Origin of the sequence: Methylomarinovum caldicuralii, from assembly GCF_033126985.1 — a bacterium.
Classification (GTDB): domain Bacteria; phylum Pseudomonadota; class Gammaproteobacteria; order Methylococcales; family Methylothermaceae; genus Methylohalobius; species Methylohalobius caldicuralii.
The window spans coordinates 2,605,625-2,621,177 of sequence record NZ_AP024714.1; the positions used below are offsets into that span (position 1 = coordinate 2,605,625).

The following is a 15,553-nucleotide window of genomic DNA, read 5'->3' on the forward strand; positions in this document are numbered from 1 at the left end:
GCGCTCCTAGATAGTGTCGTCACAAGATTGATGCCCAAATGGCGATACAGCGGATATGCACGGCGGCAAGGAAGGAAGCCGTATTTTTGGCATAACGGGTGGCGATACCCCGCCAGCGCTTGAGATGCAAAAAGGCGTTCTCAACCAGATGGCGCAGACGATACAAATGCTTGTCGTATTCACGCCGATGCCTGCGATTCCTGCGGGAAGGGATGACAGGCTCCATCCCTTGCTCTTTGGCCTGGGCGATGAGGGCATCACTGTCGTAACCTTTGTCCGCCAACAGGTACTGGGCGTCGATTCCCTCGATCAGGGTTGCAGCCTGGCTGCAATCCGCTGTGGGACCTGCTGTGACAACCATTCGGACCGGCAGACACAGCGCTGTCACGGCCAGATGTATCTTGGTGTTGAGCCCCCTTTTGTGCGCCCCATGTCCTGGTTGCCGCCTTTGGCGCCGGCCGCATGAGGGTGTACCTTCACATGGCTGGCATCGATCATCAGCCATTCGTAATCCGGCTCATCGATCAGCTGCTCGAGAACCTTCTCCCACACCCCCTTGTCCCGCCAGCGGCAGAACCTTCGATGGACGTTCTTCCAATCCCCGTAATCCGGTGGCAGATCCCGCCAGGGGGCGCCGGTGCGCAGAATCCAAAACACCGCATTGATGAACTGCCGGTTGTCTCTGGCCACCCCGCCCCAGGCGCCTCGGCGCCCGGGAAGATGCGGTTCCAACAGCTCCCAAACCCGGTCGGAAATATCGTGGCGGCGGTGTGCAGGTGTCGTCATGGCGCAGGTCCTGTGATAAAGTCCAAACAGACGTTCAGTATCTCACAAACTCGTGACGACAGCATCTAGAAGATGGGTTTGACCGGTTCGAAAATGGCGTCCACCTGCAGCTGCTCGCAGTAGTCGAGGAAATCGTCGCGCAGCGACAGCACCCCGATTCCCGGCGGAATCCGCAGCAACATGTGGATGGTGCAGACGGTGGCGTCCACGTAAGGCAGGCGGTAACTGCTGCAGCGCAGATCCTGAATGCCGACGCCGGCCTGGGAAAAGTAGGCCACCAGACCTTCCAACACCCCGGCGTGCTCGCGGCTCACCACATCGGCGACGTAGAGCAGCTCCCCGCTCTCCTCCTTGCCTTCCCCGGTTGTCTCTTCCAGGCGGTGGTGGAAAATCTGCGCCTGCTGTCCCAGCACGGCGAGTGCGCTCTCCAGCCGCGCCACGTGATTCCACTTGCCCTGGACCTGCAGGAAACAGGCACACCCCCGGGCGATCCGCGCCATGCGGCACTCGCGCACCTCGCAGTCGCTTTCGCGGATACTGGCCAGCAGCCGCTCGAACAGCGTGCCGTCCGGCTCACCCCAGGCGGTAATGATCAGTTGCATGCGTCCTCCAAAGCCCGGCGATCGGGGTTCTGCGATCGGTTACAATGAAGCGCCAAATCGACCTCCACGACAAGAAAAAACGGAACCGCAATCCATGTTACAGATCGAGTACGACCTCCAGGAACAGGACCTGACCGCCTTCACCGAACACGAACTGCAGGACAAGGAACACTTTCAGAAAGTCCTGCGCCGCCACGAAGTGCTGCTCCCCGCCATCATGGCCCTGCTGGCCTTCTTCGTGTGGTTCTATTACGGCAACGTCCCCGGCGCCATCTACATCGGCCTCATGGCCATCCTCTGGCGTTACGTCGCCCCGCTCATTATCAAGTACAACATCCGGCGCCGTACCCTCAAATTATACAGCGCCGAGGACATCGCGCAGCTGACCGGCCACTACAAACTGGTGCTCGAACCCCAGGCACTGCTGCTGGTGCGCGGCAAGGAGGAAACCCGCTTCCCCTGGCGCGATCTGATCCGCATCGAGGATACCAAGAAATACATCTTCATCTACCTGGACGTCGATCAGGCGCTGATCGTCCCCAAGAAACAGGCCAAGGGCGACCTGAAGAAGTTCGTCGAGATCGCCCGCAAGCGCATCGCAGCTGCCGAGTGACTATCGATAAATAGCACCTTGGCCTATTAGCACCTGTAGGCTGTAGGGAAGTGAGAGGCGGACAATGCCGAGGAAAAGCGTTAATCGGCAAAATGCTTACCCAGCATAAGGTTAGCTGTCAAGCCCCGTGAGATTGTATACACGTTTTTTGAAGAGCTCCGGCCGCTTCTTCTGCCAGTCTTTGAGAGCCTGTACCGGTGATATGTGTCCCAGGGCCTTCTGGGGAATCTGATGGTTGTAGACACTGGCATACTGCATCAAGGTCCGTTCCAGATCCTGGCTGCTGCGGAAGGGGGTGGTTTTGAGGATCTCGGCGATCCGACCGTTGAAACGTTCTACCATCCCATTGGTCTGCGGGTGTTTGGGTGGGATGAGGCGGTGCTCGATGCCATGGCGTTGGCAGGTCTGGTCGAAAAGGTGACGGCCGGTCGGTTCGCGTTCCCCGGTGGCGCAGAAGCGGTCGGTGAATTGCTCACCCCATCCCTGGGGTTCGCCCCTTCGGGGCCCGCTACGCGGTCCAAATCCGCTCCCGGCGGATTTGTCTTTGCCGTTGTCGGTCAGGACCTTGGTGATTTTGAAGGGAGCCTTGGCGATCAGGCGGTCGAGGAAGCCGGCGGCGACCTGGGCTTCCTTGGTGGGATGGGATTTCCAGGCAGACCCAGCGACTGGCCCGGTCGATGGCGACGAAGAGGTAACGGCCCCGAGTCTCATCGGGCATCTTGGGCAGGTACTTGATGTCGATGTGGACAAACCCGGGCTCGTAGTCCTTGAAGCCTTTCTTTTTGGCCTTGGCGGGGGCGTTCTCCCCTTCCTTGGCAGCGATCAGTTCCTTGAGATTGGAGACCCCATGGCGGCGCAGCAGCCGGTCCAGAGCCGAGCGGGACATCTTGGGATGGATGAAGCGGTGAACGACCGCCAGCAGGTCGTCCAGGGGCAGCAGCAGGGTTTCGCGCAGACAGACGACGATCGCTTCCTGCTGCGGGGTCAGGGTGGCATGGATGCGATGGGGCCGGTGCGAGGCATCCTCGACCGAATCGCGCTGGCGCCACTTGCGGATGGTATGACGATGAGCGCCGTATTTCCTGGCCAGAACCGTGGCCGGCAGATCGGAGTTCTGGATCTCCCGGCGGATCTCAGGGGTGGTGCGGGCTTTCTTGTGAAGACGGATGACCATGGCTTCCTCCTTCTCCGTCAAACTTGAACCTTCTTTCTTTCCGGCCTGAGCCTCTGCCATCAGCTCGCTCAGAACATCCCAAGCACGGAACAAAGGATAGCTCCTTTTGGGGATATGATCACACGGGACCCAACACCTACCCTTTGGGCGCTGATGGAGTTTCATCTTTAGCCACAGCGGCCCAGACAACGCGCCTCCCGACCCATGAAACGTTCCCCCACCGCCCCTACCCGGCGGTAGAAATCCGCCCCGCCGGCTCGGGCCAGATCCCGGAAGAAACGGCCGATCCAGGGCGCCAGGTGGCGCCGGAAGAAATCGCCCTGGCCGGGGTGGTCCTCCACGGCCAGCAGCGCCATCGCTTCGCACAGGGCGGCGGCATGGTCCTCCGGTTCGCCCGTCCCGATCCGGCAGACCCCCAGCCGGGCCAGATCGCGGCGCAGTTCCACCAGCGGCGTCTCGTGCAGGAATCCCCGGCGGTACCAGGAGGCATAGGGCAGCAGTTCCCCCTGGGTGACACCGATGAACAGGGTATGGAATTCGTCCACGACCGCCTCGGGATCGGCTGCGGTCGCCGCCGCCTGCAGGGCACGCAAGGCTTCGGCCAGTTCGTCGTCACCGTGCACCTCCAGCGCCCCCAGAGTCTCCAGCAGCACCGGTTCCGGAGGTTCGCGCAGCAGGGCGGCCAACAGCAGGTACAGGTCGGCGCGGGCTTGGGCGTCAGTCATGGGCCAGATCCCGGATGCGGCAGTCCTCGCACAGGTACAGGCGCCGGCGCTGGCGGGGATCGGCGAACAGGGGATGCGTGGCAATCCGGGCGGCGACCTGTTCCACTAGCCGCCGGCTGCCGAAGGGTTTGCCGCAGTCGAGGCAGAGCAACACTTCATCCTCCTGCAGCCAGCGCAGGCGGCGGCGCTGTCCGGCATCGGTCAGCCAGCAGGGTTCGAGGGTGATGGCGGCTTCCGGACACTGGCTTTGACACTGGGCGCACTGGACGCAGGCTGCCTCCACGAAACCCAGCCGCGGGGATTCCCCGCCCGCCTGCAGGGCGCCGGTCGGACACACGGAGACGCAGGCGTAGCACAGGGTACAGCGGTCGGCATTCACCGCCACCGCGCCCAAAGGCGCCGGGGACGGCAGCGGCACCGACGCCAGCCGCTGCGGCGCCACGTCGGTCAGCCGCGCCAGGGCCAGGTGCAACTGGTCGGTCTTGCTCTCCACCACCGCCGGCGACACCGGCTCGGAAACGAGCGCTGCGGGGCCGTCTTCCGGGAGCTGCTCCAGCCAGCCGATGCCGCGACGGCGATACCCCAAGCCCCGGAGCAAGGCCGTCACCCAACCGAACTGGGCTTCCAGGGCCGCCACGCTGGGCGCCGTCAACCCGGCCCGCTGCAGCCACACGCCGGCAGCGCCGGCCGCCAGCAACGTCAGCCACACTTCCGGGCCGCAGGCAGCCACCGAATGCACCGGGAATACCTGCCAGTCGTCGCCGGGTTCGGCCGGCTGCCGGGCCCTGACGATCGCCACCGGCGCCGCGGGGCGGGCTTCGAGCGCCGCCAGCCAGCGGGACAGGCTTTCCGTCGGGGGCGGCCAGCAGTAGGACAGCGCCCCGGTGGGACAGACCGTGGTGCAGTCGCCGCATCCCTGGCACAGATAGGGATCGACCTCGACCGCGGTCGGGCGCAGGGCGATGGCTTCGGCCGGACAGGCATCGACGCAGCGCCGACAGCCTTCACGCCCCCCTCCCCGGCGGGCGCAAAGCCCGTCCCGGTAGGCGAAGTAACGGCGTTTCTCGAACTCCCCGACCCACTCGGGCAGCTGTGCCACCACGTCGGCCAGGTCCCGGCCTTCGTTCAGGGGCGCGAAATAACCGAAAGGCGCCACCTCCCGCGCCAGCTGCGGGGGATCGCCGGCATCGACGATCAGATCAAAGACCTCGCCGGGCCCCAGCAGTTCGGCGGCCACGTCCCGCCCGTCGTCCAGTCGCACCCGGTAGGTGCCCAGGTGGCCCTGGATGGAAATAGTCTGGCCAGCGGCCCGCATCGTCCGGGCAGCGGCGGCGACGGGGATGTCGTCGAGCAGCAGGAAGGCCGGCTGCAACGGTTCCGGCCAGTCGTTGCGCTGCAGCCAGGGGGCCCACATCGCAGCGGCGCCGATGAACAGCACCCGCCCCCGGGAACGGTATTCGACCGCTTCAGGCGTCATGCCGGATGGAGCCGTCTCCGGCATCACCGTCTTCCTCCAGAGCCGTGTAGTCTTCGTCGTATTCGTTGAGCCGGTCCGGGTCCTGAAATTCCTCCCCGATGAAACGGCGCCGCCACAGCAGCCGGCGAAAACCCTCGCTCATCTTGTTGCCGGTTTGCATCGTTTTTTCTCCTCGTCACAGGTACCGCAACAGGATAGCCCACAAAGAAAAACCCCGCACCTCCCTCGGGAGATGCGGGGCTTTCTCTGCGGCAGGCATTACTTACTCGAAGTGCTGCCCTGCCGGCCCCCCGACGGGACTGACGCCGCCGGAAGGCTCGGCCGGGGCTTCCTTCCTGCCCTCAGCCTCGGCTGGCTTGCCCGCCGGCGGATTGTCCTCCCAGTCCTTGGGGGGCGGCGGGGTTTCGCCCCGCATGATGGCATCGATCTGGTCGCGGTCGATGGTTTCGTACTTGACCAGGGCCTCGGCCATCAGGTGGAGCTTGTCCATATTCTCCTTGAGGATGCGCTCGGCACGCTCGTAGTTACGGTCGATGATGGCGCGGATCTCCTCGTCGATCATCCGCGCGGTGGCCTCGGACATGCTCTTGTGCTGGGTCACCGAGCGGCCCAGGAACACTTCGCCTTCCTCTTCGGCATAGGCCAGAGGCCCGAGCTTTTCCGACAGCCCCCATTTGGTGACCATGTTGCGGGCGATGTCGGTGGCCCGCTCGATGTCGTTGGAGGCGCCGGTGGTGATGGCCTCACTGCCGAAGATCAGGGCTTCGGCGATGCGGCCGCCGAACAGGCTGGAGATCTGGCTCTCGAGCTTGCGCCTGGAGGCCGAGTACTGGTCCCGCTCGGGCAGGAACATGGTGATCCCCAAAGCCCGCCCCCGAGGCATGATGCTGACCTTGTAGACCGGGTCGTGCTCGGGGACGTTGAGGCCGACGATGGCGTGACCGGCTTCATGGTAGGCGGTCATGCGCTTTTCTTCGTCGCTCATCACCATGGATCGGCGTTCGACCCCCATGAGGATCTTGTCCTTGGCCTTTTCCAGGTCGCTCATGTCCACCAGCTTCTTGTTGGCGCGGGCGGCAAACAGCGAGGCCTCGTTGACCAGGTTGGCAAGATCCGCCCCGGAGAAGCCGGGGGTGCCGCGGGCGATGACCTTGGGGTCGACGTCGTCGGCGGTGGGCACCTTGCGCAGGTGCACCTTGAGGATCTGCTCGCGGCCGCGGATGTCGGGCAGGCCGACGGTGACCTGGCGGTCGAAGCGGCCGGGACGCAAAAGCGCCGGGTCGAGAACGTCGGGACGGTTGGTGGCGGCGATGATGATGATGCCTTCGTTGCCTTCGAAACCGTCCATCTCCACCAGCAGCTGGTTGAGGGTCTGTTCGCGCTCGTCGTGGCCGCCGCCCAGTCCGGCACCGCGGTGACGGCCGACGGCGTCGATCTCGTCGATGAAGACGATGCAGGGGGCGTGCTTCTTGGCCTGCTCGAACATGTCGCGCACCCTGGAAGCCCCGACCCCGACGAACATTTCCACAAAGTCGGAGCCGGAGATGGTGAAGAACGGCACCTTGGCCTCGCCGGCAATCGCGCGGGCGATCAGGGTCTTGCCGGTCCCGGGCGGGCCGACCATCAGGATGCCCTTGGGGATGCGGCCGCCGAGCTTCTGGAATTTGCTCGGGTCCTTGAGGAAGTCGACCACTTCCTGGACTTCTTCCAGGGCTTCGTCACAGCCGGCCACGTCCTTGAAGGTGACCTTGATCTTGTCTTCCTCCATCAGCCGCGCCTTGCTCTTGCCGAAGTTCATCGCCCCGCGGCCGGCACCGCCGCCGCCCTGCATCTGGCGCATGAAGAACACCCACACGCCGATCAGCAGCAGCATCGGGAACCAGGAGATGAAGATCTGCATCAACAGCGACTGGCCTTCCGGCGGTTCGGCTTTGATCTCGACCTTGTTTTCCAAAAGATCGTCGATCAGATGCGGGTCGTTGGGGTTGTAGGTGATGAATTTCTGTCCTGCGCTGGTGATGCCCTTGACGGCTTTCCCTTCGATGACCACCTGTTTGACCTGGCCATTGTGGACCGCTTCGATGAACTGGGTGTACGACAACTGCGCACCCGCAGGCTTGCGGGCACCGAAGTTGTTGAACACCGACATCAACACCGCGGCGATCACCACCCACAGGAGTATGTTTTTCAGCATGTTGCTCAAAGGTCTCTCTCCCAACCGGCTCCTTCCGGTTTGTTGCCAATACGTCCGCTGTATTGTCTGTGGTTTGCCTACTTAAAAAGTAGCCTTAAAACTTAGCGTTTGAATCCCTGCGCCAGCAGATAGACTTCTCGGCTGCGTGCCCGCGACGCCTTGGGCTTGCAGGTCGCCACCCGGGCGAAACGCCGGCGCACCTGTTTCTGAAAAGCTTCGAACCCCTCGCCCTGAAAAAGTTTCGTCAAAAAACACCCGTTCTCGTTCAAGAGATTCTCGGCCGCCTCCAGGGCCAGCTCGGCCAGCAACATCGCCCGGGGCTGATCGACGCTGCGGTTGCCGCTCATGTTCGGCGCCATGTCCGACAGCACCACGTCCACCGCACGGCCGCCGACCTCATCCTGCAGCCGGCGCCAGGTTTCCGCCGCGGTGAAATCCCCCTGCAGGAAGGTCACGCCCGGCAGCGGCTCCATGGGCAGCAGATCCAGGGCGATCACCTGGCCGTTCGGCGCCACCTGTTCGGCGGCGTATTGCGACCATCCACCGGGGGCAGCCCCCAGATCGACCACGATCATGCCGGGCTGCAGAATCCGGTCGCGCTGCTGGATCTCCGCCAGTTTGAACACCGCCCGACTGCGCCAGCCCTTGGCCTGGGCCTGACGGACGTAATCATCGTTGAAATGCTCCGCCAGCCAGCGGCCGCTGCTTCGACTCCTCGCCATAATTTCCAAGTATTCTACTCTAGTTTAGACCGCGACCGCGCCGGGACGTTCAGATTCCGCTATACTGTCGCCCCTTTTTCGGAGCGACCCATCGCCATGTTGGACAAAAAGCAGAAACGCCACCTCAAGGCCCGCGCCCACCCGCTCAAACCGGTCGTGATCACCGGCCAGCTCGGCCTCACCGAAGCGGTGCTGGCGGAGATCGACCGGGCCCTGACGGCCCACGAGCTCATCAAGGTACGGATCAACGCCGAGGACCGTCAAGCCCGGCGGGAGATGGCGCAGCAAATCTGCGACCGCCTCGACGCGGAGCTGGTCCAGATCCTCGGGCACGTGGCGACATTGTATCGGGAAAATCCGGAAAGCTAAGGGGCTGCGGCGAAATGCCGCAGCCGGCAGGGTCATTCGTAGCGGATGGCGAGGACTTCGTACTCGCGGATGCCTTTGGGAGTCTTGACTTCCACCACATCCTCGACTTCCTTGCCGATCAGGGCGCGGGCGATGGGCGAGGAGATGGAGATCAGCCCCGCTTGGATGTCGGCCTCGTCGTCGCCGACGATCTGGTAGGTGACGGTATCGCCGGTCTCCAGATCCTCCAGCTCGACGGTGGCGCCGAACACCACCTTGCCGTCGGCATTGATCTGGGTCACGTCGATGATCTGGGCGTTGGCGAGCTTGGCCTCGATCTCGCGGATCCGCCCCTCGATGAAGCTCTGCTGCTCGCGGGCGGCGTGGTATTCGGCGTTTTCCTTCAGGTCGCCATGGGCCCGCGCTTCGGCGATCGCCGCGATCACCTGCGGGCGCTTGACGGTCTTGAGCTCGTGAAGCTCCTGTTTGAGCTTCTCCGCTCCGCGGACGGTCAAGGGCACTTTGTTCATGCGCTTTCCTCCAGTTGTCGGTGCAAATCGTGCAGGCAATAGACCCGCCCGGTGTCGAGGGCGTCCAGCGCCAGGGCGATGGCGTAGGCCCCTGTCAGGGTGGTGGTGTAGGTCACCTGGTGCTGGAGGGCCTCGCGGCGGATCAGGAAGGAATCGGCGATGGCCTTCTTGCCCTCGGTGGTGTTGATGATGAGCTGCACTTCCCCGTTCTTGATCAGATCAACGATGTGGGGCCGGCCCTCGCGGACCTTGTTGACCACCTCGCAGGGAAGCCCCGCCTCCTTGAGCACCTTGGCGGTGCCGCGGGTGGCCACCAGTTCGAAGCCCTTCTCCAGCAGCCGGCGGGCGATCGGCACCAGACGCTGCTTGTCCCGTTCACGCACACTCATCAGCACCCGCCCGCCGCATACCAGCCGGGAACCGGCCGCCTGCTGGGCCTTGGCGTAGGCCTCGCCGAAGCTCAGCCCCACCCCCATGACCTCGCCGGTGGACTTCATCTCCGGCCCCAGCAGCGGATCGACGCCGGGGAACTTGATGAACGGGAACACCGCCTCCTTGACCGCGAAATAGGGCGGCACCCGCTCCTGCGCGATCCCCTGCTGCGCCAGGGTGCGGCCGGTCATGCAGCGGGCGGCGATCTTCGCCAGCGGCAGGCCGACGGCTTTGGAAACGTAGGGCACGGTGCGCGAGGCGCGGGGATTGACCTCGAGGATGTAGATGTCCCGGTCCTTGATGGCGAACTGGGTATTCATCAGCCCCACCACCCCCAGGGCCTCGCCGAGCCGGCGCATCTGTTCGCGCAGGCGCTGCTGCAGCCCGGCGTCGAGCTCGTAGGGCGGGATCGAGCAGGCCGAATCGCCGGAGTGGATTCCCGCCTGTTCGATGTGTTCCATGATGGCGCCGATCCACACGGTTTCGCCGTCGCACACCGCATCCACGTCCACCTCCACGGCGTCGTCGAGGAAACGGTCGAGCAGCACCGGCGACTGATTGGAGACGCTCACGGCCTCCACCATATAACGCCGCAGCTCCTCCTCGTTGAAGACGATCTCCATCGCCCGCCCGCCGAGCACGTAAGACGGTCTGACCACCAGGGGATAGCCCAGTTCCCGAGCGCTCAGGACTGCTTCCTCCAGGGAGCGGACGGTGCGGTTGTCCGGCTGTTTCAACCCCAAGCGCTCCACCAGCTTCTGGAAGCGCTCACGGTCCTCGGCCAGGTCGATGGCGTCGGGCGAGGTGCCGATGATCGGCGCCCCGGCCGCCTCCAGATCGCGGGCCAGCTTCAGCGGGGTCTGGCCGCCGTACTGGACGATCACGCCCTCCGGCTGCTCCACGTGGATCAGCTCGAGCACGTCCTCCAGGGTCAAGGGCTCGAAGTAGAGGCGGTCGGAGGTGTCGAAGTCGGTGGAGACGGTTTCCGGATTACAGTTGACCATGATGGTCTCGAAACCGTCTTCCTTGAGGGCGAAGGCGGCGTGGACACAGCAGTAGTCGAACTCGATCCCCTGGCCGATGCGGTTGGGGCCGCCGCCGAGGATCATGATCTTGCGCCTGTCGGTGGGCTCGGCCTCGCATTCGTCCTCGTAGGTGGAATAAAGGTAGGCGGTGCTCGAGGCGAACTCGGCGGCACAGGAGTCGATGCGCTTGTACACCGGACGGATGCCGTGTTTGTGGCGCGCGGTGCGCACCTCCAACTCGGAGCTGTCGAGCAGGGCCGCCAGGCGCGAGTCGGCGAACCCCATGCGTTTGAAGGCCCGCAGCTCCTCCGGGCGCAGGGTGGCCAGGGTGCGTTTCCTGAGACTTTGCTCGGCGGCGACGATTTCCCCGATCTGGGCCAGGAACCAGGGATCGATGCGGCTGTGTTCGTGGATTTCCTCCGGGGACATGCCGAAACGGAAGGCGTCGGCCACGTACCAGAGCCGGTCGGGGCCGGGGCTGCGCAGTTCGCGCACCAGGCGGTCGCGGGTATCGTCGGCCTGGGGATCGACCTTCTCGGTCAGGCCGTCGACGCCGATCTCCAGCCCCCGCAACGCTTTCTGCAGCGATTCCTGGAAGGTGCGGCCGATGGTCATCACCTCGCCCACCGATTTCATCTGGGTGGTGAGCCGGTCGTCGGCATCGGGAAACTTCTCGAAGGCGAACCGCGGCACCTTGGTGACCACGTAGTCGATGCTGGGCTCGAAGGAGGCCGGGATGGCCCCGCCGGTGATCTCGTTGCGCAGCTCGTCGAGGGTGTAACCGACGGCCAGCTTGGCCGCCACCCGGGCGATGGGGAAACCGGTGGCCTTGGAGGCCAGGGCCGAGGAGCGGGAAACGCGCGGGTTCATCTCGATCACCACCAGACGGCCGTCCTTAGGGTTGACCGCGAACTGGACGTTGGAGCCGCCGGTATCGACGCCGATCTCGCGCAGCACCGCGATGGAGGCGTCGCGCATGATCTGGTATTCCTTGTCGGTGAGGGTCTGGGCCGGGGCCACGGTGATGGAATCGCCGGTGTGGACCCCCATGGGGTCGAGGTTCTCGATGGAGCAGACGATGATGCAGTTGTCCTTGCGGTCGCGCACCACCTCCATCTCGAATTCCTTCCAACCGAGGATGGATTCCTCGATGAGCAGCTCGCTCACCGGCGACAGCTCCAGACCGCGCTCGCAGATTTCCACGAACTCCTCGCGGTTGTAGGCGATGCCGCCGCCGCTGCCGCCCAGGGTGTAGGAGGGGCGGATGATAGCCGGAAAGCCGATCTCCTCCAGCACCTCCAGGGCTTCCTCCATGCTATGGGCGACGCCGCTGTTGGGCACGTCGAGGCCGATGCGGCGCATGGCCTGGCGGAACAGGTCGCGGTCTTCGGCCTTTTCAATGGCCTGCCGGGAGGCACCGATCAGTTCCACCCCGTAGCGTTCCAGCACCCCCTCCCGCTCCAGGTCGAGGGCGCAGTTGAGGGCGGTCTGCCCGCCCATGGTGGGCAGCAGGGCGTCGGGGCGCTCCTGCTCGATGATGCGTGCCACGGTGGGCCAGTCCACCGGCTCGATGTAGACGCGGTCGGCAGTGTCCGGGTCGGTCATGATGGTGGCCGGGTTGGAGTTGACCAGGATGACCCGGTAGCCCTCCTCGCGCAGGGCCTTGCAGGCCTGGGTGCCGGAATAGTCGAACTCGCACGCCTGGCCGATGACAATCGGCCCGGCCCCGATGAGGAGAATGGATTGGATGTCGTCTCTTTTGGGCATGTCAGCTGGCTGCCATCAGGTCGATGAAACGGTCGAACAGGCCTTCCACATCGTGGGGGCCGGGGCTGGCCTCCGGATGGCCCTGGAAGCCGAAGGCCGGCTTGTGGGTGTGGGCGACGCCCTGCAGGGTGCCGTCGAACAGGGAACGGTGGGTGGGCCGGAGATGGGCCGGCAGGCTGTCCTCGTCCACGGCGAACCCGTGGTTCTGGCTGGTGATGAGCACCTGGCTGGTCTCCAGATCCTGCACCGGATGGTTGGCGCCGTGGTGGCCGAATTTCATCTTCACCGTTCGCGCCCCGCAGGCCAGCGCCAGGAGCTGGTGCCCGAGACAGATGCCGAAGAGGGGCACGCCGGCGTCGAGCAGCGCGCGGATCGCTTCGATGGCGTAGCGACAGGGTTCCGGATCACCGGGGCCGTTGGACAGCATCACCCCGTCGGGGTGCCTGGCCAGCACCTCGGCCGCCGGAGTGGTGGCGGGCACCACAGTCACCTCGCAACCGCGCGCCGCCAGCAGCCGCAGAATGTTGAACTTGACGCCGAAATCGTAGACCACCACCCGGTAGCGGCTTTCCTCACGAACGCCGTAGCCCTGCCCCAGCGCCCAGGGGGTCTGCTCCCAGGGGTAAGGAGCATCGCAGCTGACCTCCCGGGCCAGGTCCATGCCCTTGAGGCCGGGGAAATCCCGCGCCCGGGCCACGGCGGCGGCCTCGTCGATGTCGTCCCCGGCCCACAGGCAGCCGCGCTGGGCACCCTTGTCCCGCAGAATCCGGGTCAGTTTGCGGGTGTCGATGTCGGCGATGCCCACCACCCCGTGACGCCGGAGGTATTCGGGCAGGGTTTCGGTCATGCGCCAGTTGTTGGCCCGGCCGGGTACGTTGCGGACGATGAGACCGGCGGCATGGATGTCCGCCGACTCCCCGTCCTCGGGATTGACCCCGGTGTTGCCGATATGGGGATAGGTCAGGGTCACCAGCTGACGGGCGTAGGAGGGATCGGTCAGGATTTCCTGATAGCCGGTCATGGCGGTGTTGAACACCACCTCCCCCACGCTGCAGCCCGATGCCCCGATGGAAACACCCCGAAGCAGGGTGCCGTCTTCCAGCGCCAGAATCGCAGTCGTACTCACTTCGCCTCCCGCTGCGGGCAAACAAAACGGGATGCCGCTCAAGGTCATCCCGTCCTCGGAATTCGTTGATCTGAAACCGGATTCATTTTAGGACATCGGGACGGCAATTTCCATGCGCCCGGTTCAGCTCAGCCCCGCGCCGCAGTGCTTGCAACGGTCGAGGCCGAACAGAAAGAAACGCCCCTGGCGCACCGGCGTGTCGCATTGGGGACAACGGATGGCCTCGAGCTGACGCGAGGACCAGAACAGCGTCGCCAGGGTGGGAATGAAGGTGATGAGGGGCTGGTGCAGGGCCAGGTTGACCGGCAGGGTGGCGACGAACACGCCCAAAGGCGCCAGCACAGCGAGTTGGTAGCGGTTTTTCGGACTCATGAAATTCTGGAACGGTTGACAGTGGAACGGCCTTTCAGCATATCATCGTCGCCGTCATCACGGATACCTGCCGAGCATTTTGCCGCCGATCAGGGGCTGGCCATCGAGCCGCCGGCATACTTCGTCACCGAACGCCGCTACCGCCAGTGGCAGCGGGCCTACGACACCGTCGGCGCGGTCGCCCTCGACCGCGACGGCCATATCGCCATGCCTTTCAATACCGAGGGCATGTACCGTGGCTACATCCGCGCGGGAGAAAATCCCCAGGTGTTTCTCTTCGGCCATTAAAAAAGGCAGGCATCCGAAGATGCCTGCCTTTGCGGCAATGGCTGCCCGTGCGCAAATCACTCCAGATTGGCGTGACGCTCACGCATTTTCTCTTCCGGGATGCCCTTCTCGTGGATGATGTGAGACACCATGGCTTCCAGGAAGATCAGGGTGGAGAGCTCGAACATGGTGCCCATGGGCAGTCCCTTGACCTTGGCGTAGGAATCGTCGGTGCCGATCTGCAGCACTTCGTCTGCGATCTCGGCCAGGGTCGAGCTGCTCTTGGCCGTGAGCAGCACCACCTTGGCGCCGACTTCCTTGGCCTTCTTGGCGTTGGTGATCATCGAACCGGTCTCACCGGAACCGGAAATGACGATGAACAAATCACCCTTGCGGATGGCCGGGGTCACCGTCTCGCCGAGCACAAAGGCCTTGTAGCCGGCGTGCATCAGGCGCATGACGAAGAACTTGGTGACCAGCCCGCTGCGTCCCATCCCGCCGACGAAGACCTGCTCGGCCGCATCGACCATGGCGGTCAGGCGGTCTTCGTATTCGTCCGGCGTGACGGAGAGGATCTCGGTGATCTTGTCCAGTACCAGTTTGCGATGAGGACTCATTCTCAGACCTCAGCGGCAGCCTTGTCGACCAGTTCGCGCATCTGCTTGGCGGCGGCGGCGGGATCGTCCGCACCATAGATGGCACCACCGACGACCACGATGTCGGCACCGGCCTTGACCACGTCGGCGACGGTTTCCGGCTTGATGCCGCCGGCGCAGGAGATCATCACGTTCAGACCCAGGGAGGTCAGTTTGTTCAGGTCGGCGAACGGAGTCTGACCTGCGGCCTGCTGGTCCAGACCGGTATGCACGCCCAGGATGTCGGCGCCGGCTTCGGCGGATGCCTTGGCGGTGGCGACGATGTCCGGCACGCAGATCATGTCGACCTGGGCCCAGCCGTTGTTGTCATGGGCTGCCTTGATCACGCCCTTGATGGTGGCCAGTTCGGCGACACCCAGCACGGTGGTGATGTCGGCGCCAGCTTCGAAGAACGGACGGGCTTCGTATTCACCGGCGTCCATGGTCTTCAGGTCGGCCAGAACCTTGCGATCCGGGAACTTGGCCTTCATTTCCTTGACCAGGGAAATGCCGTTGTACTTCACGCACGGGGTGCCGATTTCGATGATGTCGATGTAAGGAGCGGTTTTCGCCGCCAGATCCAGGGTCACTTGCGGATCCAGAGTATCCAGCGCGACTTGAATCATTACTTTTTTCGCCATGATATTGCTCCACTTCAAGTTGGTTTGTGTTTGTTGCCCAAAAACTCAATGACTCGGACGCTCGCGTCCGTTATCGCGATCAGAAGCGATAATGAGTCATTTGGAGAGCAGCACTTT

General features: G+C 64.1%; 16 protein-coding genes and 1 pseudogene. 3 read left to right on the forward strand and 14 right to left on the reverse strand.

Translation table 11 applies throughout. The features are described from left to right. Positions 1-19 precede the first annotated feature (19 nt). Both MCIT9_RS13160 and MCIT9_RS13165 read right to left on the reverse strand, forming a co-directional pair. Positions 20-786, reverse strand: a protein-coding gene (locus MCIT9_RS13160; protein ID WP_317705330.1) for an IS5 family transposase whose coding sequence is annotated in 2 segments (ribosomal slippage) — positions 20-411 and positions 411-786 — 768 coding nt in all. Because the reading frame shifts where the segments join, the coding sequence is not laid out codon by codon here. 65 nt (positions 787-851) lie between these two features. Then, complete coding sequence (locus tag MCIT9_RS13165) at positions 852-1,388, reverse strand: glycine cleavage system transcriptional repressor (protein WP_317705331.1); 537 nt, start codon at positions 1,386-1,388, stop codon at positions 852-854. Positions 1,389-1,482: 94 nt separating this feature from the next. On the opposite strand from MCIT9_RS13165, the gene MCIT9_RS13170 reads away from it, so the two are divergent. Next, on the forward strand, positions 1,483-2,001 hold the full coding sequence (locus MCIT9_RS13170; protein WP_317705332.1) for a YcxB family protein: 519 nt from the start codon (positions 1,483-1,485) through the stop codon (positions 1,999-2,001). A gap of 111 nt (positions 2,002-2,112) precedes the next feature. Here MCIT9_RS13170 and MCIT9_RS13175 read toward each other — a convergent pair. The 6 genes and pseudogenes from MCIT9_RS13175 to rlmE form a co-directional block, all read right to left on the reverse strand. Continuing rightward, positions 2,113-3,175: pseudogene (locus MCIT9_RS13175) on the reverse strand (integrase core domain-containing protein). A gap of 167 nt (positions 3,176-3,342) precedes the next feature. Next, complete coding sequence (locus MCIT9_RS13180) at positions 3,343-3,900, reverse strand: TorD/DmsD family molecular chaperone (protein WP_317705333.1); 558 nt, start codon at positions 3,898-3,900, stop codon at positions 3,343-3,345. Beyond that, complete coding sequence (locus tag MCIT9_RS13185) at positions 3,893-5,377, reverse strand: 4Fe-4S binding protein (protein WP_317705334.1); 1,485 nt, start codon at positions 5,375-5,377, stop codon at positions 3,893-3,895. The genes MCIT9_RS13180 and MCIT9_RS13185 overlap by 8 nt, the downstream gene beginning before the upstream one ends. Further along, positions 5,367-5,537 (reverse strand): hypothetical protein, encoded by a 171-nt coding sequence (locus MCIT9_RS13190; protein WP_317705335.1) that lies wholly within the window; start codon positions 5,535-5,537, stop codon positions 5,367-5,369. The genes MCIT9_RS13185 and MCIT9_RS13190 overlap by 11 nt, the downstream gene beginning before the upstream one ends. 102 nt (positions 5,538-5,639) lie before the next feature. Continuing rightward, entirely contained in the window at positions 5,640-7,571 is a 1,932-nt protein-coding gene (gene ftsH / locus MCIT9_RS13195; protein ID WP_317705336.1) for an ATP-dependent zinc metalloprotease FtsH, read from the reverse strand. Positions 7,572-7,672: 101 nt separating this feature from the next. After that, the gene (gene rlmE, locus MCIT9_RS13200) at positions 7,673-8,296 is read right to left on the reverse strand and encodes a 23S rRNA (uridine(2552)-2'-O)-methyltransferase RlmE (RefSeq protein ID WP_317706750.1); all 624 of its coding nucleotides are present in this window, start codon (positions 8,294-8,296) and stop codon (positions 7,673-7,675) included. Positions 8,297-8,389: 93 nt separating this feature from the next. Between rlmE and yhbY the strand changes: the two genes are divergently transcribed. Beyond that, complete coding sequence (yhbY, locus tag MCIT9_RS13205) at positions 8,390-8,662, forward strand: ribosome assembly RNA-binding protein YhbY (RefSeq protein WP_317705337.1); 273 nt, start codon at positions 8,390-8,392, stop codon at positions 8,660-8,662. Positions 8,663-8,694: 32 nt separating this feature from the next. Here the strand turns inward: yhbY and greA are convergent, their stop codons facing one another. The 4 genes from greA to MCIT9_RS13225 form a co-directional block, all read right to left on the reverse strand. Beyond that, entirely contained in the window at positions 8,695-9,171 is a 477-nt protein-coding gene (gene greA / locus MCIT9_RS13210) for a transcription elongation factor GreA (protein ID WP_317705338.1), read from the reverse strand. Further along, entirely contained in the window at positions 9,168-12,395 is a 3,228-nt protein-coding gene (carB, locus tag MCIT9_RS13215) for a carbamoyl-phosphate synthase large subunit (RefSeq protein ID WP_317705339.1), read from the reverse strand. Before carB ends, greA begins: the two co-directional genes overlap by 4 nt. 1 nt (position 12,396) lies before the next feature. Further along, a complete protein-coding gene (carA, locus tag MCIT9_RS13220) occupies positions 12,397-13,521 on the reverse strand; it encodes a glutamine-hydrolyzing carbamoyl-phosphate synthase small subunit (RefSeq protein ID WP_479724324.1) in 1,125 nt (374 codons plus the stop codon). 123 nt (positions 13,522-13,644) lie between these two features. Further along, entirely contained in the window at positions 13,645-13,893 is a 249-nt protein-coding gene (locus tag MCIT9_RS13225) for a hypothetical protein (protein WP_317705341.1), read from the reverse strand. A gap of 21 nt (positions 13,894-13,914) precedes the next feature. Between MCIT9_RS13225 and MCIT9_RS13230 the strand changes: the two genes are divergently transcribed. Beyond that, complete coding sequence (locus MCIT9_RS13230) at positions 13,915-14,181, forward strand: isoaspartyl peptidase/L-asparaginase (RefSeq protein WP_317705342.1); 267 nt, start codon at positions 13,915-13,917, stop codon at positions 14,179-14,181. A gap of 56 nt (positions 14,182-14,237) precedes the next feature. On the opposite strand, the gene hxlB is transcribed toward MCIT9_RS13230, so the two are convergent. Beyond that, a complete protein-coding gene (gene hxlB / locus MCIT9_RS13235; RefSeq protein ID WP_317705343.1) occupies positions 14,238-14,777 on the reverse strand; it encodes a 6-phospho-3-hexuloisomerase in 540 nt (179 codons plus the stop codon). A gap of 2 nt (positions 14,778-14,779) precedes the next feature. After that, positions 14,780-15,436: a 3-hexulose-6-phosphate synthase gene (gene hxlA / locus MCIT9_RS13240; RefSeq protein WP_317705344.1), complete on the reverse strand. Its 657-nt coding sequence runs from the start codon at positions 15,434-15,436 to the stop codon at positions 14,780-14,782. Positions 15,437-15,553: the final 117 nt, after the last annotated feature.

Coding starts and splice junctions, on each gene's coding strand:
- MCIT9_RS13165 (WP_317705331.1), bottom strand. CDS start 1,388: ATGCAACTGATCATTACCGCCTGGGGTGAGCCGGACGGCACGCTGTTC.
- MCIT9_RS13170 (WP_317705332.1), top strand. CDS start 1,483: ATGTTACAGATCGAGTACGACCTCCAGGAACAGGACCTGACCGCCTTC.
- MCIT9_RS13180 (WP_317705333.1), bottom strand. CDS start 3,900: ATGACTGACGCCCAAGCCCGCGCCGACCTGTACCTGCTGTTGGCCGCC.
- MCIT9_RS13185 (WP_317705334.1), bottom strand. CDS start 5,377: ATGACGCCTGAAGCGGTCGAATACCGTTCCCGGGGGCGGGTGCTGTTC.
- MCIT9_RS13190 (WP_317705335.1), bottom strand. CDS start 5,537: ATGCAAACCGGCAACAAGATGAGCGAGGGTTTTCGCCGGCTGCTGTGG.
- ftsH (WP_317705336.1), bottom strand. CDS start 7,571: ATGCTGAAAAACATACTCCTGTGGGTGGTGATCGCCGCGGTGTTGATG.
- yhbY (WP_317705337.1), top strand. CDS start 8,390: ATGTTGGACAAAAAGCAGAAACGCCACCTCAAGGCCCGCGCCCACCCG.
- greA (WP_317705338.1), bottom strand. CDS start 9,171: ATGAACAAAGTGCCCTTGACCGTCCGCGGAGCGGAGAAGCTCAAACAG.
- carB (WP_317705339.1), bottom strand. CDS start 12,395: ATGCCCAAAAGAGACGACATCCAATCCATTCTCCTCATCGGGGCCGGG.
- MCIT9_RS13225 (WP_317705341.1), bottom strand. CDS start 13,893: ATGAGTCCGAAAAACCGCTACCAACTCGCTGTGCTGGCGCCTTTGGGC.
- hxlB (WP_317705343.1), bottom strand. CDS start 14,777: ATGAGTCCTCATCGCAAACTGGTACTGGACAAGATCACCGAGATCCTC.
- hxlA (WP_317705344.1), bottom strand. CDS start 15,436: ATGGCGAAAAAAGTAATGATTCAAGTCGCGCTGGATACTCTGGATCCG.